The organism is Roseibium sp. RKSG952 (assembly GCF_009711355.1).
Genome location: NZ_SMMF01000941.1, coordinates 54,179 through 75,045, shown reverse-complemented (window position 1 = coordinate 75,045; position 20,867 = coordinate 54,179). Strand labels below are relative to the sequence as shown.

Here is a 20,867-nt window from a genome sequence, read left to right as displayed (position 1 = left end):
TCACTTTGGCGCAAGCGCCTTGCTCAGCCTTATTCGACCAATTTCGTCAGAATTTCCAGCGCCAATACGTCTCAGGAACCATCTTGAGTCCTGAGTTGCCCAGGATTGGCAAAGACGACATTCCAGCGCAAAACTTGATGGGACAGTCGTAAACCGGTGGGCCAGAACGGATCTTCACGGATCATCCGCTCTACTTCATTCGGATTGGCTTCATTGACCAGCCACAATCCTCCGGCACTTTCTCCGGCAGTTTTGAAGAGTGGCCCGGCGCCTGCAATCCGATCCCGGTTGGCCTGCAGGAAATCCAGATGGCTGGCCATGTGTGTCTGACGAAGGCCCGGATCCGCTGAGGGATTATCCTTGAACAGGATGATATGTGTCATGCTCTTTCTCCAGTGTAGACGTACACAGTCTGCACCCGCTGTTCTGCCGGTTGAATGCACATGACTGCCAATCTATCCTGCAAAAATGCAGGATATGAACTGGGATGATCTTCGCTATCTGATCGCACTCTATCGTCAGGGCAGTTTTGCCGCCGCCTCACGCGAACTAGGTCAGGATGAAACCACGATCGCGCGGAGGATTCGCAGGCTGGAAGCATCTCTGTCCACACATCTCTTGCTCCGTGACAATACCGGGCGACAACGCCTGACGGAATTAGGTCAAAAACTGGTAACGCACGCGCTGCGCATGGAAACCGAAACCCGCCAAATGACTGAGATCCTTGGCGCCGATCGCGACATGATTACAGGAACTGTGCGCCTTACAGCAGTGCCCGTTGTCACTGATCGAATACTTACGCAGGCCTTTGTCGGGTTCCAGAACATTCACCCTGCAATCACCATTGAGCTAATCCCCGAGAGCCGAAATCTGAGTCTGACCACTCGTGAGGCGGATCTGGCGCTACGTCTGGGGCCGCCAAAAACCGGAGGATCAGATATCCTGGCGCAACGGATCGGCTGGCTGGAATTCGGATTGTACCAAAGCGCTGCCAATCCACACCAAACCGACACTCAGAGCAGATGGATTATGTATGAGCCGTCTCATGCACATCTCGAGCAAGCGAACTGGATGCTTGGACAGTCCGACCTCAAGTCAGCCTCGGGTCTGAAGGTGGCGGATCTGAATACTGCAATCGAAGCTGTTGCAAATGGGTTGGGTCAAAGCCTGTTACCGATTGCCGCCTGTAAAACCGATGTCCGATTGCGAAGAATCAAGGCAGCGGGCGGTCAGGACTTGCCCAAGCGCCCGGTCTGGTTGCTGTCTCACAAACATCAATCACATTTGCACGCCATCCAAGCGGTGAAACACTGGCTGTCGCAACTTGACTGGGGCGGACTTTCTCCGCCCCCAGACATAGCCAATCATTCGTAGACGCGCTGATCCTCGATCACCAAACCGTCCTTTGGCAGTGTTCCGGGTTCCACGACCTCGATCGCGCCTTTGAGTTTCAGCACTTCGACCACTGATTTGGCGTATACCATATCGTCGCCGCCCGCGCTTTCGATCTGAACGGTCATCGTATCCATTTCGCCCTGACGCGCGGCAATGACGCGAGCCTTGACGATCTCGTCATGCTTGTCGACCAGCGCGGCTACCTGCTCAGGACGAACAAACATACCTTTGATCTTGGTGGTCTGATCGGCGCGCCCCATCCAACCTTTGATCCGAATATTGGTTCGACCGCAGGGTGACACACCCGGCATGATGGCGGACAGATCGCCGGTGGCGAAACGGATCAGCGGATAGTCGGGATTCAGGGAGGTCACCACAACCTCACCCACCTCACCTTCCGCCACCGGCGTCCCGGTGCCCGGAGTGACGATCTCAACGATCACATGTTCGTCGATGATCATCCCCTCCATCGCGGCGCTTTCATAAGCGATGTTGCCCAGATCAGCGGTCGCGTAGCATTGAAGACAGGAGATTCCCCTTTCGGCATAGTCCTGTCGCAGACTGGGGAACAGCGCCCCGCCGCCCACGATTGCCTTTGAAAAGCTGAGCGTTACGCCCATCTCGTCGGCTTTATCCAGAATTACCTTCAGATAATCTGGCGTACCCGCATATGCGGTGCAGCCAATATCACGGGCAGCCGTGACCTGCAGTTCAGTCTGTCCGGTTCCGGCGGGCAGAACGGCGGCTCCCACCGCTCGCGCGCCGTTTTCAAAGATCATGCCAGCTGGTGTCAGGTGATATCCAAAGCAGTTCTGCACGATATCGCCCGGCCCCACGCCTGCCGCATGAACAAACCGTCCCATCCGCCACCAGTCGTGATCCGTACTGCCTGGCTCATAGATCGGACCCGGGGATTGAAACACATGGTGGAAATGCCGCGCTGGCTTCACGGTAAAGCCACCAAACGGTGGGCGCGTTGCCTGCGCTTTGGTCAGATCGGACTTCCGCAATACAGGCAATTTCGGCAGATCGGCCACCGAGGTGACTGCATCGGTATCCACCCCCGCAAAATGGGTTGCAAAGCCGGGTGCGGATTTCGCCCTTTCGATCTGAATGCGCAATGCCTGTGCCTGATCGGCAGCACGCTGATCTGCGGTTCGGGTTTCGAGTGCGTCGAAATAGGTCATCGCCAGATCCTCCATCCGCTCACAGCCACCTCTTGCGGCGGCGGTATGAACGCACGTCGCGGAAACTCTTACGCCCCTCTTCGGACATTCCCAGGTAGAATTCTTTCACGTCGGGGTTCTCGCGCAGCTCGGCGGCAGGGCCATCCATCACCACCCGGCCGGATTCCAGAATATAGCCGTAATGTGCGAACCTCAGAGCCACATTGGTGTTCTGTTCAGCCAGCAGGAAAGACACGCCTTCCTGTTCGTTCAGATCTTTCACAATGCCAAAGATCTCTTCGACCAACTGTGGCGCCAGACCCATCGAAGGCTCGTCCAGCAGGATCGTTTCGGGGCGCGACATCAATGCGCGACCCATCGCAACCATCTGCTGTTCACCACCCGAGGTGTAACCCGCCTGCGAGCGGCGACGCTCCTTAAGGCGCGGGAAGTAGTTGTAGACCAGCTCAAGATCCTGCTGGATCGCTGCTTTGCCATCCTTGCGGGTATAGGCACCGGTCAGCAGGTTTTCCTCGACCGTCAGGTGTTCGAAGCAATGACGACCCTCCATCACTTGAATGACACCCTTTTCCACCAGATCGGCCGGATCGCTTTCGTGCACACTCTGACCGCGATACTTGATGGTGCCTTTGGTGACCTCGCCGCGCTCTGAATGCAGCAGGTTCGAGACCGCCTTGAGCGTAGTTGTCTTGCCAGCACCGTTGCCACCCAGAAGGGCCGTGATGCCGCCCTTGGGAACTGTCAGGCTGACGCCCTTGAGCACGAGGATGACGTGGTTGTAGATCACCTCGATATTGTTGACCTCAAGCAGGGTTTCCGCCTGCACGTCAGTGGTTTGTGCTGCATCCAGCATCAGCGCATGTCCTCGTGCCTGTCCCGGTATCCGGGCTGGTTAGGGGGGTGGAACGGCGGGCGGGCCGCCGCTCCGAAATATGGTGGTCCCGGATTGGCTCCGGGACGGACCTGTCTTATTCGCAGCGTGGTGAGATGTTGTTCTCAGCCGCATACGCGCCCGAGTCTTCATCGATCAGCGTTGCGATCACTTCTGTGTCGGTCGGTTTAAAGTCCTGAACATTGTTCCAGGTCTTCGCCGATGCATCCCACTGCACGACGCCAACCAGGCCCGGGCCACCGTGGTTTTCACAGGTCACGGTAAACTCGGGACCAAAGCCTGACATGCCCAACGCTTCCATCTTGGCATTGGTCATTTCCAGCGCTTCCATGCCATCACGCATCATCGCCGCGTCGATATCGGCAGTGCCATGCATTTCCTGCGCGGTTTTCGCGGCTTCGGCAGCCAGCATCGCAGCATAAAGACCGCGGTTGTACTGAACTGTGCCCAGCTGATCACCCGCACCTGCGGCCTTGCCGGAATCGACAACATATTTCTTCAGATCATCATAGACCGGATAGTCGGCTCCCAGACCGGTAAAGGTCAGTGCTTTGTAGCCATTGGCCTTTTCGCCAGCAGGTTCCACGTCAAACTCAGCACCGGACCACCAGACGCCAATGAAGTTCTCCATTGGGAATCGGATGTTGGCAGCCTCTTGCACGGCGACCTGGTTCATTACGCCCCAGCCCCACATGACAACATAATCCGGCTTTTCACGGCGAATCTGCAGCCATTGCGACTTCTGCTCCTGACCCGGGTGGTCAACCGGCAGCAGGGTCAGCTCGTAACCATGCTTTTCCGCCAGCGTTTCCAGCGTGCGGATCGGTTCCTTGCCATAAGCAGAATTGTGGTAAACCAGCGCAATTTTCTTGCCGCTCAGATCACCATTGTTGACGTCCAGAAGGTGGTTGATCGCACCCGAGGCACCGTTCCAGTAGTTGGCTGGATAGTTGAATACGTTGCTGAACACCTTGCCGTTCGCAGCCGAGGTACGACCATAACCCATCGTGTGCAGCGGAATTCCGTCTGCGGTCACTTTGGGGATCAGCTGATAGGTAATACCAGTCGAAAGCGGCTGATAAACCAGAGCGCCTTCACCCTTGGTGGATTCATAGCACTCCACACCTTTTTCGGTGTTATAGCCGGTCTCACATTCAATCACCTTGGCAGCGACGCCGCCAATGCCGCCATCACGCTCGTTCAGCAGGGTAAAATAGTCAGCGTAGCCATCTGCGAACGGGATGCCACCCGCTGCGTAAGGCCCGGTCCGGTAGCTGAGCGATGGGAACACGAGGTCGGCCATTGCCGGCCCTGCTGCCATCAGGGCGCCCAGCGCCATGGTTGCCAGTTTCTTGTTCATCGGGTGTCTCCTCCCTTGATTGATCCGATGTTGGTTACGGGCTTTGCACCCTTTCTTTAGTTGGGCCCGCCCCGCTTAGTGGGGGAAAGGCCAGAGTCTGAGTTTCTCTTTGGCCACACGCCATAGCTGCGCCAGACCGTGTGGTTCGAGGATCAGGAACATGATGATCAGGGCCCCGACGATCACCAACTGCAGATGTGCGACGATATCTGTGGGCCAGCCCAATACATCAACGCCCACGACCTTCAGAACAACAGGCAGCAGCACAAGGAAGGCCGCACCGGCAAAGGATCCGAAGATCGAGCCAAGACCGCCGATGATCACCATGAACAGCACCAGGAACGATTTCTGGATACCGAACACTTCGCCAACCTCGACCGCGCCCAGATAGACGGCAAAGAACAAAGCACCCGCGATACCGACAAAGAACGAACTGACGGCAAAGGCCGACAGCTTGGCCCTCAGCGGGTTCACCCCGATAATCTCGGCCGCAATGTCCATGTCGCGGATCGCCATCCAGGTACGGCCGGTGGTGCCACGCGTCATGTTGCGCGCGATGATGGCGCACAGCGTCAGGAAAATCAGGCAGAACAGATAGGTCGCCCAGGCCGGAGCGTTCGGACCGGTAATGATGATGCCGAACACGTCACGCTCGGGTGCGTTGATCTGGCCCGAGGCCGAGTAGTTGTAGAACCACGGCACGCGGTTGAAGAGCCAAACCAGAAAGAACTGCGCCGCCAGCGTTGCAACCGCCAGATAGAAGCCCTTGATGCGCAACGATGGCAGGCCAAACAGAACGCCGACAATCGCCGTGATGCCGCCCGCAAGCAGCACATGGATAAACATGCTGACATCCGGAAACGCTGTCATCAGCTTGTAGCAGGCATAGGCCCCCACAGCCATGAAACCGCCGGTACCCAGGCTGACCTGACCGCAATAACCTACCAGAATGTTCAACCCGATTGCAGCGATGGCGTAAATCAGGAAGGGCAGCAGCAGAGCATTGGCCCAATAGTCGTTGATGATCAACGGAATGATCCCGAACGCCACTGCCAGCACAGCATAATAGCGATACCGGTCAAACTTGATCGGGAAAGTCTGGCTGTCGTCCCTGTAGGAGACTTTGAAGTCTCCGGCCTCACGATAGAACATGTCTTACTTTCCCCATTCTTCCTGCGCCCGATTGCGGGCTTCGGCGTCCAGTTGGTTGGATCCCTTGGCGTATCCGCTCGCCTCTGAGGCGCGCACCAGTTTTAGATAGGCCAGAACCCCCATGATCAGCCCGGCAAAGGCCAGGATCGCGGCGATCGTCAATTGACTGTCGGTCAGATCATCCGAGGTCAGGGCGATATAGCCAAAGGCCCAGAACCCTGCCCATGCGATCACGTTGATGATGGCGATCAGCTTGGTCATGCCGGAGCACCTCTGCCTCTCACGTTCATCCAATGCACGACGGCAGCGATTGCGGCGTAAAAGAACAGTGAGTCAAAAGCCCGCAGATATGCGGTGTAAATCAGCATTCTCAGCTGCCACTCAGTTTCTCCATAAAGCTCAGGACCTGCCCCGGCTAATCGCACTTCGAAACACTCGCCCAATGTTCGAGCGACCCCGTAGGCCAACAAGACAATCGGCAGTGTTTTGAAGAGGTGTTCCAGCTTATCCATCTAAACTCTCTCGATAATTTTTTCACCGAAGAGACCTTGGGGCCGGAACACCAGAAAGATCAACGCCAGTACATAAGCGAACCAGTTCTCAGTCGCGCCGCCCACCAGCGGGCCGATTGCGAACTCGAACAGTTTCTCGCCCACACCGATGATCAGACCGCCGACAATGGCTCCGGGGATCGAAGTAAACCCGCCCAGCATCAGCACTGGCAGCGCCTTGAGCGCAATCAGCGACAGCGAGAACTGAACGCCCGACTTGGTGCCCCACATGATGCCTGCAACCAGAGCCACAAACCCGGCGACCGACCAGACCATAATCCAGATGAAGTTCAGCGAAATGCCAACCGACAGCGCCGCTTGGTGGTCATCCGCCACCGCGCGCATCGCCCGGCCCTGCTTGGTGTATTGGCTGAAGGCGACCAGCGCGGCCACCAGCAGTGCTGCGATGATCGTCGCGACGATATCCAGATTGTCGATGAAAAAGCCGTAGCCAAAGATGTTGAACGTGGTCTCGTCGATCCACAGGTTGATGCCCTGCGGCAGACCCACATCCAGCGTCTTGATCTCGGACCCCCACATCAGGTCGGCGACACCTTCAAGGAAATAGGCCAGACCAATGGTCGCCATGAACAGAATGATGGGCTCTTGTCCGACCAGATGGCGCATCACGAAACGCTGCACTGCCCAGGCCAGCAGCACCATGACCGCCATCGTCAGAATGATCGCCAGCAAAGCCGGGACGTTCCAACCAAAATAGTGGACATGAGTGCCAAGGATCGCGTTGATCAGATGCGCAAACGGCACCTGCCCGTTCATGATCCCAACCAGTGTCATGGCGGCGAACAGGGCCATAACACCCTGTGCATAATTAAAAATCCCCGACGCCTTGTAGATCAGCACAAAGCCCAGCGCGACCAGCGCATAAAGCACCCCGGCCATCAGACCGTTGAGGATGACTTCCATCGCAAATACGAGTTGTTCAGGCATGTCAGCCCCTCCCCAATTCTGTCCGGCCTTTAGTCATGGCTGACCCCCAGATAGGCGTCGATGACCTCCTGATTGCTGCGCACCTCATCCGGCGTGCCGTCACCAATCTTCTTGCCGTAATCCATCACGACAACGCGGTCGCTCAGGTCCATCACCACGCCCATGTCGTGCTCGATCAGCGCAATCGTGGTTCCAAACTCGTCATTCACGTCGAGGATAAAGCGGCTCATGTCCTCTTTCTCTTCGACGTTCATGCCGGCCATCGGTTCATCCAGAAGCAGCAGCTTGGGTTCCGCCGCCAGCGCGCGCGCCAGTTCGACCCGCTTCTTGAGACCGTAAGGCAGCCGCGAGACCGGCGTTTTTCGGATATGCTGGATTTCGAGGAAGTCGATGATCTTCTCAACGGCTTCACGGTTCGCAACCTCTTCTGCCTCGGCTTTGCCCTTCCACAAGGCTTGCTGAAAGATGTTGGTCTTCATGAAGTTCAGACGACCGGTCATCACGTTGTCCAAAACGCTCATGCCTTCAAACAAGGCGATGTTCTGGAACGTCCGTGCAATGCCCTGCCGCGCCACTTCATAGGGTCGCATCGGCGGGCGCTTTGATCCGTGGAACCAGACCTCGCCCTCCTGCGGGACATAAAATCCCGAGATCACGTTCAGCATGGAGGACTTGCCAGCCCCGTTCGGCCCAATGATGGCGCGGATCTCACCCTCACGAATGTCGAACGAGATATCCTTGATCGCCACCACACCGCCAAAGCGCAGAGTGATGTTTTTCATCTCCATCACCACGCCGCCAATCTTGCGACCATCTTCGGTGACATATCCTTCGGAGTTATCCAGCATCAGTCACTCCCTGACTTACGCAAAAACGGGACGGTGGGCGGGGTGATGACCGCAGGTCGAACGGCGCATGACCGGCCCTCATTCCGCGGCCACCTTGTGCTGAACAACCGGGACAACCGGTGCATCTACAATCTCAAGCTTAGCGCTGATTGATCCCTTGCGCCCATCTTCATAGGTGACTTCGGTTGTGGTCGAGATCGTCTCGGACCCATCGTAAAGCGCGTCGATGATGTCCTGAAACTTCTCCTCGACAAACCGACGACGCACCTTGCGGGTCCGGGTCATCTCGCCATCGTCAGCATCCAACTCTTTGTGCAGCACAACGAAGCGGTGGACCTGACAACCCGACAGCATCTCATCTGCGGCAACGGATTTGTTCACCGCTTCAACATGGCTGCGAATCGTCTCTAACACGCGGGGATGTCCCGCCAGTTCCTGATAAGACGCATAGGCCACATTGTTACGCTCGGCCCAGTTACCAACCGCGGTCAGGTCGATATTGATGAAGGCCACGCAGCGGTCCTTGCCGTTTCCAAACAGCACGACCTCAAGAATGTCGGGATAGAACTTCAGCTTATTCTCGACGTATTTCGGCGCGAACATTGAGCCATCGGCCATTTTACCAACATCCTTGGCGCGGTCGATGATCCGCAAATGGCCCGAGCTTTCCTCGATAAATCCGGCATCGCCAGTCGCCACCCAACCCTCGGCATCCTTGGTCGAGGCCGTTGAATCCGGGTTATTGTAGTACTCGACGAAAACGCCGGGCGAGCGGTAGTGAATCTCGCCACTGTCATCGATTTTCAACTCTACATCGGGTGCAGGAACACCAACCGTATCGGCCCGCACTTCTCCATCCGGTTGCACTGTGATGAAAACGGTGGCTTCGGTCTGGCCGTAAAGCTGCTTCAGGTTGATGCCCAGTGAGCGGTAGAAATCAAAAATCTCGGGCCCAATCGCCTCGCCCGCGGTATAGCCTACACGGAACCGACCATAACCCAGCGTATCCTTAAGCGGCCCATAGACCAGCAGGTTGCCCAGCGCGTATTTCAGCTTGTCGCCAAAGCCTACTGGCTTGCCGTCCAGCAGCAGGCCACCAACTTTCTTGGCATGGGCCATGAAGTGGTGGAACATGCGCTGCTTCAGCTTGCCCGCGTCCTCCATCCGGATCATCACATTGGTCAGCTGGGTCTCGAACACACGCGGCGGAGCGAAGAAATAGGTCGGCCCGATCTCGCGCAGGTCCGTCATCATCGTGTCGGCGCTTTCGGGGCAGTTCACACAGAAGCCGCACCAATAGGCCTGCCCGATGGAGAAGATGAAATCCCCTACCCACGCCATCGGCAGATAGGACAGGATGTCTTCGTTCCGGGTCAGATGATCAAAATCGGCCGAGTTCTTGGCGCTTTCGATCACATTGCGGTTCGACAGAACCACGCCCTTGGGCTTGCCCGTGGTGCCCGAGGTGTAAAGCATCACGCAGGTGTCGTCATAAGTGATCTCAGCGATGCGCTTGTCCAGTTCAGCGTCAAACCGGGCATGACCGGCGCTGCCTTCGGCCATGATATCCTCAAGCGCGTTCATCTGGCTGTGGTCGTATTTCCGCATCCCGCGCTTGTCAGTGTAGAGGATGTGTTTGACCTGATGCAGGTTTTCCTGAATCTCGATGACCTTGTCGACTTGCTCCTGATCACCGCAGACCACGTATTTCGCACCACAGTGTTCCAGCACATAGGCCATCTCTTCGGCAACCGAGTCCTGATAGAGCGGCACCGGCACCGCGCCTACCATCTGCGCCGCGACCATCGACCAGTAATGCGCGGGGCGATTGCGCCCGATCACTGCGATATGGTCGCCCTTCTCAACACCGAGTTCCAGGTAACCAAGGGCAATCGCACGGATTTCCCGAGCCGCTTCGGCCCAGGTCCAGCATTGCCAGATACCGAATTCCTTTTCCCGATAGGCCGGGGCGTCCCCGAACTGGGTGACATTGCGGTGTAGAAGCGCCGGAAGGGAGGTCATCCCCTCGGCGCCCGACTGCGTCTGAGCCAATCTCTTTTCTCCTCCCCATCCGACCCCTCCTCCGGGCCGGAAACGGCGGACCCGAGGATCAACCCCGGACGCCAATGCCCCGATTAGGGACATGGACACGATCAGCGTCAACTTTTTCCTGATGTTTTCTCAATTCTTACGAATTGTAACAGGGATACAGAGGCCGTCTTATGAATTGTACGAGATGTACAACCCATATGATTAGAGTGCTTGGCCGCCTGATAAATCATGAGGACTGATTGCATCCTTGTTCACTGAGATATGAAGCGAAAAGTCGGGCATCGATACGAAGTGTCGAGAATTGGAGTTTGGACCTGTTTTGCAAACTCGTTGTCCTGCCACCCCTCTTGCGACAAGAGTTCTCTTTGGAAGGCCGTCAAATAAATGGCGCGAAGCAGTCCAAAAAACGGCCTGTTCAAGCCCCACTAGCAAGAAGCTAATTCAAAAAAATCTTAGAGGGCCACATGTCATCCAAAACAAAGCCTACAATTATTTGGGCGCTTTATGCCGCAAGCCTCGTCGCGCTTTTGACCTCATTCATTGCAGTTAGTTTAGCTTATTCTTGGCGCAAGACTGATCCAGGTTACAAAGTTGTTTACGACCAACAAATTCGCAGGTTCTGGATAGCTGGCATTGGCTGGGCTTTGGGGCTTCTGGTGTTCGTATTCGCGGCATTCACTGACAGTAGCCCTGCTGGGTCGGGCATACCCCTATTGGGCAACATAGGGTTGCTGATTATTGTTGCAACGCAGCTTTGGTTCGCCTTATCGGCAATGATTTCGATATTCTTAGTACCTCAATCATCGAACTCTGGTAGAGCGCCACAAACATTCGCGTGATCAAACACTGAGTGAATTTTCCATCCAATTAAGGCGGGCAAACCAATTCAAGGAAACATGCAGAATCGGGTTTGTTGCCCATCGCATGTTGTTACTCAGACAGATTTCCGAAAAGCCCGCCCCAACCCAAGCCTACAACCAATCCCGCAAAATCGGGATCAGTGGCACGTCAGCAGCAGGCATGGGATAATTCCGCAACTCATTCGCACGCGCCCATTTGAGTGCCTGCCCTTCCTTGGATTGCGGAATACCCTCCCACTTGCGGCAGGCAAACAGCGGCATCAGCAAGTGAAAATCGTCATAGCTGTGGCTGGCGAAGGTCAGCGGGGCGAGGCAAGAGGCCCAGGTATCGATACCCAGTTCCTCATGCAATTCGCGGACCAGCGCGGCTTCGGGCGTTTCGCCGGGTTCGATCTTGCCACCAGGGAATTCCCACAGGCCAGCCATGGATTTACCCTCCGGGCGTTGCGCTAACAGCACCCGGCCTTCGATATCGATCAGGGCGACGGCGGATACAAGAACTGTCTTCACGACCGGTAATCCGCGTTGATTTCGATGTAGCCGTGGGTCAGGTCGCAGGTCCAGACAGTGGATTCTCCGTCCCCCAAACCTAGATCAACGGTGATCATCAGGTTCTGACCCTTCATGTATTCCGCGGCATCTTCCTCACGATAATCAGGGCTGACCCAACCCTTTTCGGCCACCAGAATGTCACCGAACGAAATGCTCAGCAGATCTCGGTCGGCTGCAGCTCCCGATTTACCGATCGCCATGACCACCCGACCCCAGTTCGGATCTTCACCTGCGATTGCGGTCTTGACCAGTGGAGAGTTCGCGATCGCCAGCCCATGCACCTTTGCATCAGCGCCCGAGACCGCTCCTGTCACCCGGATTTCCACGAACTTTGTTGCGCCCTCACCGTCGCGTACCACCTGCTGGGCCAGATCCAGCATGACGCCTTCCAATGCATCGGCGAAATCGGCGTTGTCTGTTGCATCAACACCCGACGCACCGGTCGCACACAGCAACAGGCTGTCCGAGGTCGATGTATCGCTGTCTACAGTGATGCAGTTGAACGTCCGATCCGTATGGGCGCCCAGCATGGCCTGCAGTGCCGATTGGTCAACTTTGGCATCCGTGAAGATGTAGACCAGCATCGTTGCCATATCTGGCGCGATCATGCCGGAACCCTTAGCAATCCCCGAAATAGAGACTGTTTTACCGTCTATCTCGACCTGTGCGCTGGCGCCTTTCGGGAAGGTATCCGTTGTCATGATGGCACGTGCAGCGTCTTCGAGCTTGTCATCTTGCAGGGCGCCGTTCAGCACATCCAGCTGAGCCACAATGCGTTCATGCGGCAGCGGCTCGCCGATCACCCCGGTGGATGAGGTGAATACGCGATCCACAGCCACACCAGTAACCGAAGACACGGCCTGCGTCACTTCAGCGACCGAGTTCTGACCGTAATGCCCTGTAAACGCATTGGCGTTGCCCGAATTCACAAGGATCGCCGCTGGCCCCTCGCTGGAGCCGCCGATCTTTTCCTGACAATCCAGCACCGGAGCCGCCCGGGTCGCTGATCGGGTAAACACACCGGCCACCGATGTGCCCGGGTCCATGACCGCCAGCATGACATCCGTGCGGCCCAGATAGCGCACACCTGCCTCGACAGTGGCAAAGCGCACGCCGTCAATAACCGGCAATTCGGGGAAAGCCGCTGGTGCAAGCGGTGAAACCTTGGTGATCGTGGCCACGAGAGTTACTCCTGAATCAGGTCCAGCTGGCGAATGACCTCGGGGCCAGTGCCTTCAAGAGCGGGGCGTTCGATCTGTGCCTGCTGGGTCAATTCATCAATCCGGGCCTGAATTGCATCCTGACGAATGGTCTGGGCAAGCTCTTCGCGAACCACCGCCAGTTCAGGAGCTTCGGACTTTCGCTTGTCATTCAGTTTGACGACATGCCAGCCGAATTGAGTTTGAACGGGGTCGGATACATTGTCTTTCTCCAACGCAACAACGGCCTGTTCGAATTCCGGAACCATCTGTCCCTTACCGAACCAACCCAGCGAACCGCCATTGGGGCCGGAGGGACCTGTGGATTTTTCCTTTGCCAGTTCAGCAAAATCGGCACCGTCGTCCAATTGCGACTTGAGCTCTTTCGCCTCTTCTTCGGTTTCTACCAGAATATGGCTGGCATTGAACTCATCCTCACCCTCGAAATCAGCGAACTGTGCGTCATAGGCCGCCTGGATCGCCTCATCGGTCACGGTGGCCTCGGTAACCTCGTTGACGGTCTGAACTGCCCGAAGCGAACGTGTTTCGTTTTCCAGCGCCAGTTCGTTCAGGGCCGACAGGCCATCCTGCTGCTGGCCCAGCAACTGCTGTTGCACCAGCTGTTCCAGGATGAACTCGTAGAGCACATCATCTTCCAGTTGCTGATACTGCGGCGGCAGAGCGGCAGCGGTGGCGATGACGTGACCCAGTGTGATTTCATCACCGTTGACCCGTGCCACGACGGTGTCCACATCAGGCTTGGTTTCGGCGACAACAGGCAGTGCCATCACAGCAGCGAGAGCGAGCGATGGCAAAAAAGTGAGGCCTTTTGGCATTGAATCATCCTATTTTCTTGCCGCGACGGGGCGTGGCGTTGACACTCTGGAACCTGCCGCTTACATCGCCTTGAAGCCTTGGACAGGGCCGCCTTTCACCCCCCGTATCTATGGGTTGCGCGCAAGGTGGGCAAGCCTGTCGCAACCAAGACAAGAACAGATCCGCTGGAGTGAACATGCTGGGACTCGGAACGCTCGCCAAAAAGGTGTTCGGAACACCGAACGACCGCAAGATCAAGGCGACCCGCCCCCTGATCGAAAAGATCAACGCGCTGGAGCCCGAGTTCGAGAAACTGTCCGACGAGGGCCTGATCGAAAAGACCGAAGAGCTGCGCAAACGTGCGCTGGACGGCGAAAGCCTGGACGCTCTGCTGCCCGAAGCCTTTGCCAACGTCCGCGAGGGTGCAAAGCGAGCGCTGGGCCTGCGCGCCTTTGATGTGCAGCTGATGGGCGGTACATTCCTGCATCAGGGCAACATCTCGGAAATGAAAACGGGTGAAGGCAAGACGCTGGTCGCCACCTTCCCCGCCTATCTGAATGCGCTGACGGGCAAGGGCGTGCACGTGGTGACGGTCAACGAATACCTGGCCAAGCGTGACTCGGAATGGATGGGCAAGGTGTTTGCCGCCGTCGGTATGACCACCGGTGTGATCTGGTCCGGCCAGCCTGATGCCGAAAAGAAGGCTGCATACGCGTGTGACGTCACTTATGCGACCAACAACGAGCTGGGCTTCGACTATCTGCGCGACAATATGAAGGCGGATCTGGCCGAGATCTACCAAAAGTACCACAACTTCGCGATCGTGGACGAGGTGGACTCGATCCTGATCGATGAAGCGCGGACACCTCTGATCATCTCGGGCCCGTCGCAGGACCGTTCGGACCTTTACACGGCCATCGACGCCCTGATCCCCTTGCTTCAGGATGATCATTTCACGCTGGACGAAAAATCCCGCAACGTGACCTTCACCGACGAAGGCAACGAATTCCTCGAACAGCAATTGCTGGATGCGGGACTGCTGCCCGAAGGCCATTCGCTGTATGACCCCGAAAGCACAACTGTCGTGCACCACGTCAACCAAGGCCTGCGCGCGCACAAGATGTTTCAGCGCGACAAGGATTATATCGTGCGCGATGGGAACGTCATTCTGATTGACGAATTCACTGGTCGCATGATGCCGGGCCGCCGCCTGTCCGAGGGCTTGCATCAGGCGATCGAGGCCAAGGAAGGCGTGCAGATTCAGCCCGAAAACGTGACACTGGCCAGCGTGACGTTCCAGAACTACTTCCGCCTCTACGATAAACTAGGCGGCATGACAGGCACCGCGCTCACCGAGGCAGAAGAGTTTGCCGAAATCTACGGCCTGGGCGTAGTCGAGGTTCCGACCAACAAACCAATCGCGCGTGAAGACCGAAACGATCAGGTGTATCGTACCGCTGCCGAAAAATACGATGCGATGATCAAGCAAACCAAGAAAGCCTCTGAAAAAGGGCAACCGGTATTGCTGGGTACCACATCAATCGAAAAATCTGAGCTGCTGAGTCAATTGCTGGTCAAAGAAGGCATCGAGCACAACGTTCTGAACGCCCGTCAGCACGAGCAGGAAGCGCAGATCGTGGCAGATGCCGGTCGTCTGGGTGCGGTTACAATCGCGACCAACATGGCCGGTCGCGGAACCGACATTCAGCTGGGCGGCAATGTGGAAATGAAAGTCCTGCAGGCGCTGGCCGAAAACCCAGATGCAGATCCGGCGGAACTGCGCGCCCAGGAAGAAGCCCGCCACGCAGAAGAAAAGCAAAAAGTACTGGAGGCCGGTGGCCTCTACGTCATGGCCTCGGAACGTCACGAAAGCCGCCGGATCGACAACCAGCTGCGTGGCCGCTCGGGCCGTCAGGGCGACCCCGGCCGCACCATCTTTTATCTGAGCCTCGAAGATGACCTGATGCGTATCTTCGGCTCGGAACGTCTGGACAAGGTCCTGACCACCCTGGGCATGAAAGAGGGCGAAGCAATCATTCACCCATGGGTGAACAAGTCGCTTGAGCGCGCTCAGGCCAAGGTCGAAGGTCGCAACTTTGACATGCGTAAGAACGTTCTGAAGTTCGACGATGTCATGAACGACCAGCGGAAGGTGATCTTTAACCAGCGCCGCGAGATCATGTCGGCGGACGATCTGTCGGATATTGCATCGGATATGCGCGAACAGGTGATCGATGACCTGATCGATCAGTACATGCCACCAAAGACCTATGCGGATCAGTGGGATACCGATGGTCTGCATGAAGCGATCAAAGACAAGCTGAACATGGATGTCCCGGTTCAAGACTGGGCTGCCGAAGAAGGTGTTGATGACGAAGAAATTCGCGAACGCCTCATCAAGACCACTGACGATATGATGGCGCAAAAAGCCGTCGCTTTCGGCCCGGAAAACATGCGCAACATCGAAAAACAGGTGTTGTTGCAGACCATTGACGGCAAATGGCGCGAGCATCTGCTGACGCTCGAGCATCTGCGCTCGGTTGTTGGATTCCGCGGTTACGCTCAGCGTGATCCGCTGAATGAATACAAGACCGAAAGCTTCCAGCTGTTTGAATCGATGCTGGAAGGCCTGCGGGAAACTGTGACCCAGCAACTGGCCCGTGTTCGCCCGCTGTCCGAAGAAGAACAGCGCGAAATGATGGCTCAGATGGCGTCACAGCAGGCGCAGATCAAAGAGGCTACCGATCAGGCCGAAGCCGTGGCCGAGGCCGAAGCTTCGGGTGATCCGCGCCCGGGTTTTGTCGAAGATGACCCTGATACCTGGGGTAACCCGTCACGCAATGACAAATGTCCCTGCGGTTCGGGTAAGAAGTTCAAACACTGCCACGGTAGGCTGACCTAACGTCACCCAACCGCGGACACAATGACTCCGCGTCGCGGCCACATATTGGCCGCGATTGTTAATGAAATTGCGACTCGCTCCTTCAACTGGGGAGGGTGTCTTGTTTGTCATTAAGAACTACGTGACCACCTGTGGCACAGTGGCCTGTGCTCTTGCGATTGGTTACCTGATGCAGAACGGTCCGAACGCGCAACACAAAGGCGCGACCATTCAACATGCCTCGGTGACAAACGAAAGCTCTGTAATCCCCGGACTCGAAAGTGTTGTTCTGACCTCTTCTTCACCGGCAGACACTGAGAGTTCAGTGACATCCCCGGCAAACCGAACACTTCGCGCCAAGCCTACAGACCCTCAACAGCAGGTAGACTGTAATCTGAGCGCACGCGCAGTCGCCGCACCGCAGGCCGCTGCCCGATTGACCTTAAAGGCCCCCTGTAAGCCCAGCCAGAATGTCGAGCTTCACCACAGCGGAATGACATTCACAGCCAGGACAGATGAGGACGGCCGTATTGACCTGACCATCCCGGTGCTTTCCGAATATGCGATTTTCCTGATTTCCTTCGAGGACAATGCCGGAACAGTCGCCACAACTCACGTCCCGGATTTCGCGGCATACAACCGCGTTGCCCTGCAATGGCGGGGAAACACCGAGCTTCAGCTACATGCATTGGAGTTTGGCGCAAGCTATGGCGAGGCTGGGCATGTCTGGGCAAACCCGAAAGCTGAGGGTGTAGGTAATGTGGTTCACTTGGGTATCGCAGGCTCAACAAGTGCACACAATGTCGAACTATACACCTTTCCGGCCGGTCAAACGGATCAGAACGGTGAGATCGCACTGACCGTCGAAGCAGAAGTGACAGAGGCAAATTGCGGGCGAAAACTGAGCGTTCAATCGCTGGAAATCCGCGCGGATCGCCGTCTGCGGTCGCGTGACCTGACACTGCCGATGCCGGATTGTTCCGCAGACCAGAATTTTCTGGTGTTGAATAATCTGTTCGAAGACCTGAAAATCGCGGCAAAGTAACCGCAGGCAGTTTAACGGTCCCCTATGTATTTTCTTCGCGCGGCAACTACGATGTTGTCGTTTTTTGCAGGCGCTGCAGGTGTCGCGGCGCAGGACATTACCCTGACCTCACACGACGGTAAGGTCGAGGTCACAGGCAATCTGTTAAGCTATGATGGCGAGTTTTATCGCGTTGATACGCAATTTGGCGAATTGACCGTGGATGGATCCGGTGTCACCTGTGATGGTCTCGCCTGTCCCAATCTCATCGATTTTGTTGCTGAGGTCAGTTTTTCGGGTTCCTCGGTCATAGCTGACGCTCTGATGCCTGCCTTGATCGAAGGCTTCGCCCGACAAGAAGGTCTGGAGACGGACCGCACGGATTTAGAGGAAGGTCTATTTGTCTACGCACTGCAACAGCCAGGGCGTCATGCTCCGCTGGGTCGCCTGACATTTCACGCTGGAAACACCGCGCGAGGTTTCGCTGACCTGATCGGGGATGAGGCTGACATCGTCATGGCCTTGCGCGAAATCCGCCCTGAGGAAAATGAAGCAGCTCAAGAGGCTGGGATTGGTGATCTAACCCGGCCTCGCCGATCGCGGGTCCTGGCACTGGATGCCATGGTCCCCGTTGTATCAAGGGAAAATCCGATCCGTCAGATTCTGCCAAGCGACTTGGCGCGGGTCTTTGCCGGTGAGGTCACAAATTGGGCAGAGCTGGGCGGGCCGGATGCGCCAATTGCGTTGCATCTGCCGGATGCGGGTGGTGGACTTGCGCAGGCCGCAGAAGATTTGCTGTTAGTCTCTGCCGATGCGCTGCTTGAGGTGGTTATCGAACGGCACGCCCGCAGTAGCGATCTGGTGAAAGCCGTAGCAGATGACCCCTTTGCCATTGGTATCGCCAGTCATGCCGGGGTTGGTCCGGCGCAAGCTTTGCCTTTATCTGGCGGCTGCGGATACGCTCTGACGGCAACACGGCAATCGATCAAAACCGAGGATTATCCTCTGACGTCACCGATGTTCATGTATTTGCCGCAACGCCGGCTGCCAAAGATTGTCCGGCAGTTTCTGGCCTACACTCAAAGCGCCGAGGCGCAGATGGTGATCCGGCAAGCCGGGTTTGTTGATCAGTCACCCGAAACAATCCGCATCGGATTGCAAGGGGATCGGTTGGCAAACGCCATCACCGCTGGCGGGGCCGAAGTGGGCATGGAAGAGCTGCAGCGGATGATCGAAACGCTAAGGCCCTTGTCGCGCCTTTCGCTATCCTTTCGGTTCGAAACGGGCTCATCCCGACCCGATGCACAATCACGCTCAAACATTCAGCACCTCGCGCAGGCGCTTGAAAGCGGGACGTTTGATGCGCGCAAGCTGATCTTTGTGGGTTTCAGTGACGGGGACGGTGCGGCCTCGGCCAATGCACGCATCGCGCTTCGCCGCGCTCAGACCGTGCGGAATGCGGTACTGAATGCCGTTGAAACTGCAGTTCCGGAAAGTGTCGAAATCGATGTCGAAGGGTTCGGCGAAGCCATGCCCATGGCCTGCGATGACACGGATTGGGGCCGGAAGGTCAATCGTAGGGTCGAGATCTGGGTCGAGTGACCGCTATAGATAGCCTTGCGACCTGAAACTCAATTCAGTTGATTTTCCGATAATCAGGTGATCATGCAGGGTCAGCCCCAGCGCCGTACAGGCGTCCTGAATACGGTTTGTCATATCGATATCCGATTGTGACGGCGTCGGATCGCCTGAGGGATGATTGTGCACCAGGATCAGGGCTGAGGCATTCAGTTCCAAAGCGCGTTTCGCCACCTCTCGCGGATAAACGGGCACATGGTCCACCGTACCCTTGGCCTGTTCTTCATCCTCGATCAGAACGTTCTTGCGATCCAGATAGAACACCCGGAATTGTTCGGTTTCGCGATGCGCCATTGTGGTGTGGCAATAGTCCAGAAGCGCATCCCAACCCGAAATCACATGGCGTTGCATCACCCGCGCGCGGGCCATGCGGTGGGCGCAGGCCTCAAGTATCTTCAGGTCGGTGATCACCGTGTCACCCACCCCCTTGATCTGGCGCAGCCGCTCTTCGGGTGCGGTCAGCACGCGGTTGAAATCGCCAAACGCATCCAGCAACGCCCGGGCCAGTGGCTTCACGTCCTGCCGGGGGATCGAACGAAACAACACAAGCTCCAACAGCTCATAATCCGGCATCGCCGCAGATCCACCCGACATGAAGCGTTCACGCAGGCGTTTACGATGGTCCTTGATATAAGACGGTAATCGACCCGAGGGCAGCGGCGCCACCGGGGCTTCGTCACTTTCAAACAGCATCGGGGCTTCGGCAAAGGCGTCCTGAGTCATGCGCTCAGACTGGCTCAGAATAGGTTTCCGATTGGTTAATGGGCCTCACCTGCCATACGAGCTGTTGCGTGGCGTACAAGCATGTGCAGGACAATGGAAAACACACCCAGTGTCAGCATCGCGGCAAACATCAGATCGGTCTTGGCGCGGCCATTGGCCAGCAGCATCAGATAACCCAGCCCTTGCGATGATCCGACCCATTCACCAATCACGGCACCGATTGGCGCGTAGACCGCCGCCAGCCGCATACCAGAGGCGAGTGAGGGTAACGCAGCAGGTATCCGAATATGCCACAATACCGAGCGTGAACTGGCCTGCATTGTCCGCGCAAGATCCAGATATCCGGCGGGCGTCCGCATCAATCCGTCAAAGAATGATGAGGTGATCGGAAAATAGATGATCAACACCGCCATCGCGACCTTGGACCAGAGGCCATAGCCCAGCCACAGTGTCAGTAGCGGCGCCAGCGCAAAGACTGGCAATGCTTGCGTAAATACCAACATGGGCTGGACCAGAACGCGCGCAGCCCGTGAATTTGCCAGCTGCAACGCAGTGATCACACCCAGAAATGTTCCGCAGGCCAGTCCAATCAGAACCTCGACCGCCGTGATCCAGGTGTGTTCCGCGATCAACCAGCGATTCTGCCACCAAGTCTCGGCCACAAGCGCGGGGCCGGGCAGAATAAACTTGGGCAAACCCGTCAGGCTGACAATCGCCTGCCACACGCCAAGGGCAAACAAGGTTGCTGCAAGGGCGGAAAGGTATTTCACGCGGCTTCCTCTCGCAACA

General features: G+C 56.7%; 20 protein-coding genes. 5 read left to right on the top strand and 15 right to left on the bottom strand.

Features of this window, described 5'->3' with window-relative positions; genetic code table 11:
- Positions 1-71: 71 nt before the first annotated feature.
- Positions 72-383: a YciI family protein gene (locus E1297_RS28600; RefSeq protein WP_155144252.1), complete on the bottom strand. Its 312-nt coding sequence runs from the start codon at positions 381-383 to the stop codon at positions 72-74.
- A gap of 94 nt (positions 384-477) precedes the next feature.
- Between E1297_RS28600 and E1297_RS28595 the strand changes: the two genes are divergently transcribed.
- Positions 478-1,374, top strand: coding sequence for a LysR family transcriptional regulator (locus tag E1297_RS28595; RefSeq protein WP_196223426.1), 897 nt, complete (start codon positions 478-480; stop codon positions 1,372-1,374).
- On the opposite strand, the gene E1297_RS28590 is transcribed toward E1297_RS28595, so the two are convergent.
- The 9 genes from E1297_RS28590 to E1297_RS28550 all read right to left on the bottom strand — a co-directional run bounded on the left by E1297_RS28590 (position 1,365) and on the right by E1297_RS28550 (position 10,385).
- Positions 1,365-2,582 carry a phenylacetate--CoA ligase family protein gene (locus E1297_RS28590; protein WP_155144250.1) on the bottom strand — a complete coding sequence of 406 codons (1,218 nt, stop codon included), beginning with the start codon at positions 2,580-2,582 and terminating at the stop codon, positions 1,365-1,367. The two genes, E1297_RS28595 and E1297_RS28590, sit on opposite strands and share 10 nt — an antisense overlap.
- Positions 2,583-2,601: 19 nt before the next feature.
- Positions 2,602-3,435: an ABC transporter ATP-binding protein gene (locus E1297_RS28585; RefSeq protein WP_155144248.1), complete on the bottom strand. Its 834-nt coding sequence runs from the start codon at positions 3,433-3,435 to the stop codon at positions 2,602-2,604.
- 115 nt (positions 3,436-3,550) lie between these two features.
- Positions 3,551-4,834: an ABC transporter substrate-binding protein gene (locus tag E1297_RS28580; RefSeq protein ID WP_155144246.1), complete on the bottom strand. Its 1,284-nt coding sequence runs from the start codon at positions 4,832-4,834 to the stop codon at positions 3,551-3,553.
- Positions 4,835-4,909: 75 nt separating this feature from the next.
- The gene (locus tag E1297_RS28575) at positions 4,910-5,986 is read right to left on the bottom strand and encodes a branched-chain amino acid ABC transporter permease (protein WP_155144245.1); all 1,077 of its coding nucleotides are present in this window, start codon (positions 5,984-5,986) and stop codon (positions 4,910-4,912) included.
- A gap of 3 nt (positions 5,987-5,989) precedes the next feature.
- The gene (locus tag E1297_RS28570; protein WP_155144243.1) at positions 5,990-6,247 is read right to left on the bottom strand and encodes a hypothetical protein; all 258 of its coding nucleotides are present in this window, start codon (positions 6,245-6,247) and stop codon (positions 5,990-5,992) included.
- The gene (locus E1297_RS28565) at positions 6,244-6,498 is read right to left on the bottom strand and encodes a hypothetical protein (protein ID WP_155144241.1); all 255 of its coding nucleotides are present in this window, start codon (positions 6,496-6,498) and stop codon (positions 6,244-6,246) included. Before E1297_RS28565 ends, E1297_RS28570 begins: the two co-directional genes overlap by 4 nt.
- Positions 6,499-7,485, bottom strand: a complete 987-nt coding sequence (locus E1297_RS28560; RefSeq protein WP_155144239.1) for a branched-chain amino acid ABC transporter permease — start codon at positions 7,483-7,485, stop codon at positions 6,499-6,501. It abuts the gene before it with no gap.
- Positions 7,486-7,514: 29 nt separating this feature from the next.
- Positions 7,515-8,333 (bottom strand): ABC transporter ATP-binding protein, encoded by an 819-nt coding sequence (locus E1297_RS28555; RefSeq protein ID WP_155144237.1) that lies wholly within the window; start codon positions 8,331-8,333, stop codon positions 7,515-7,517.
- A gap of 78 nt (positions 8,334-8,411) precedes the next feature.
- On the bottom strand, positions 8,412-10,385 hold the full coding sequence (locus E1297_RS28550) for an AMP-binding protein (RefSeq protein ID WP_155144235.1): 1,974 nt from the start codon (positions 10,383-10,385) through the stop codon (positions 8,412-8,414).
- Between the two features lie 464 nt (positions 10,386-10,849).
- Between E1297_RS28550 and E1297_RS28545 the strand changes: the two genes are divergently transcribed.
- Positions 10,850-11,224: a hypothetical protein gene (locus tag E1297_RS28545; RefSeq protein WP_155144233.1), complete on the top strand. Its 375-nt coding sequence runs from the start codon at positions 10,850-10,852 to the stop codon at positions 11,222-11,224.
- Between the two features lie 132 nt (positions 11,225-11,356).
- Here E1297_RS28545 and mutT read toward each other — a convergent pair whose 3' ends face one another.
- From mutT to E1297_RS28530, 3 genes are read right to left on the bottom strand one after another with little or no spacing between them, the layout of a single operon-like run.
- On the bottom strand, positions 11,357-11,755 hold the full coding sequence (gene mutT, locus E1297_RS28540) for an 8-oxo-dGTP diphosphatase MutT (RefSeq protein WP_368669716.1): 399 nt from the start codon (positions 11,753-11,755) through the stop codon (positions 11,357-11,359).
- The gene (gene argJ, locus E1297_RS28535) at positions 11,752-12,978 is read right to left on the bottom strand and encodes a bifunctional glutamate N-acetyltransferase/amino-acid acetyltransferase ArgJ (RefSeq protein WP_368669715.1); all 1,227 of its coding nucleotides are present in this window, start codon (positions 12,976-12,978) and stop codon (positions 11,752-11,754) included. Before argJ ends, mutT begins: the two co-directional genes overlap by 4 nt.
- Positions 12,979-12,983: 5 nt before the next feature.
- Complete coding sequence (locus E1297_RS28530) at positions 12,984-13,832, bottom strand: peptidylprolyl isomerase (RefSeq protein ID WP_155144229.1); 849 nt, start codon at positions 13,830-13,832, stop codon at positions 12,984-12,986.
- A gap of 176 nt (positions 13,833-14,008) precedes the next feature.
- Between E1297_RS28530 and secA the strand changes: the two genes are divergently transcribed.
- The 3 genes from secA to E1297_RS28515 all read left to right on the top strand — a co-directional run bounded on the left by secA (position 14,009) and on the right by E1297_RS28515 (position 19,319).
- Positions 14,009-16,714 (top strand): preprotein translocase subunit SecA, encoded by a 2,706-nt coding sequence (gene secA, locus E1297_RS28525; RefSeq protein WP_155144227.1) that lies wholly within the window; start codon positions 14,009-14,011, stop codon positions 16,712-16,714.
- A 100-nt stretch (positions 16,715-16,814) separates the two neighbouring features.
- Complete coding sequence (locus E1297_RS28520) at positions 16,815-17,738, top strand: hypothetical protein (protein ID WP_155144225.1); 924 nt, start codon at positions 16,815-16,817, stop codon at positions 17,736-17,738.
- Positions 17,739-17,789: 51 nt separating this feature from the next.
- Positions 17,790-19,319, top strand: a complete 1,530-nt coding sequence (locus tag E1297_RS28515) for a phosphate ABC transporter substrate-binding/OmpA family protein (RefSeq protein WP_209016043.1) — start codon at positions 17,790-17,792, stop codon at positions 19,317-19,319.
- Between the two features lie 3 nt (positions 19,320-19,322).
- Here the strand turns inward: E1297_RS28515 and radC are convergent, their stop codons facing one another.
- Both radC and E1297_RS28505 read right to left on the bottom strand, forming a co-directional pair.
- Positions 19,323-20,078 (bottom strand): DNA repair protein RadC, encoded by a 756-nt coding sequence (gene radC, locus E1297_RS28510; protein WP_155144222.1) that lies wholly within the window; start codon positions 20,076-20,078, stop codon positions 19,323-19,325.
- 35 nt (positions 20,079-20,113) lie between these two features.
- Positions 20,114-20,867: ABC transporter permease (locus E1297_RS28505; RefSeq protein ID WP_209016042.1), on the bottom strand; the 754-nt coding region annotated here is incomplete at its 5' end.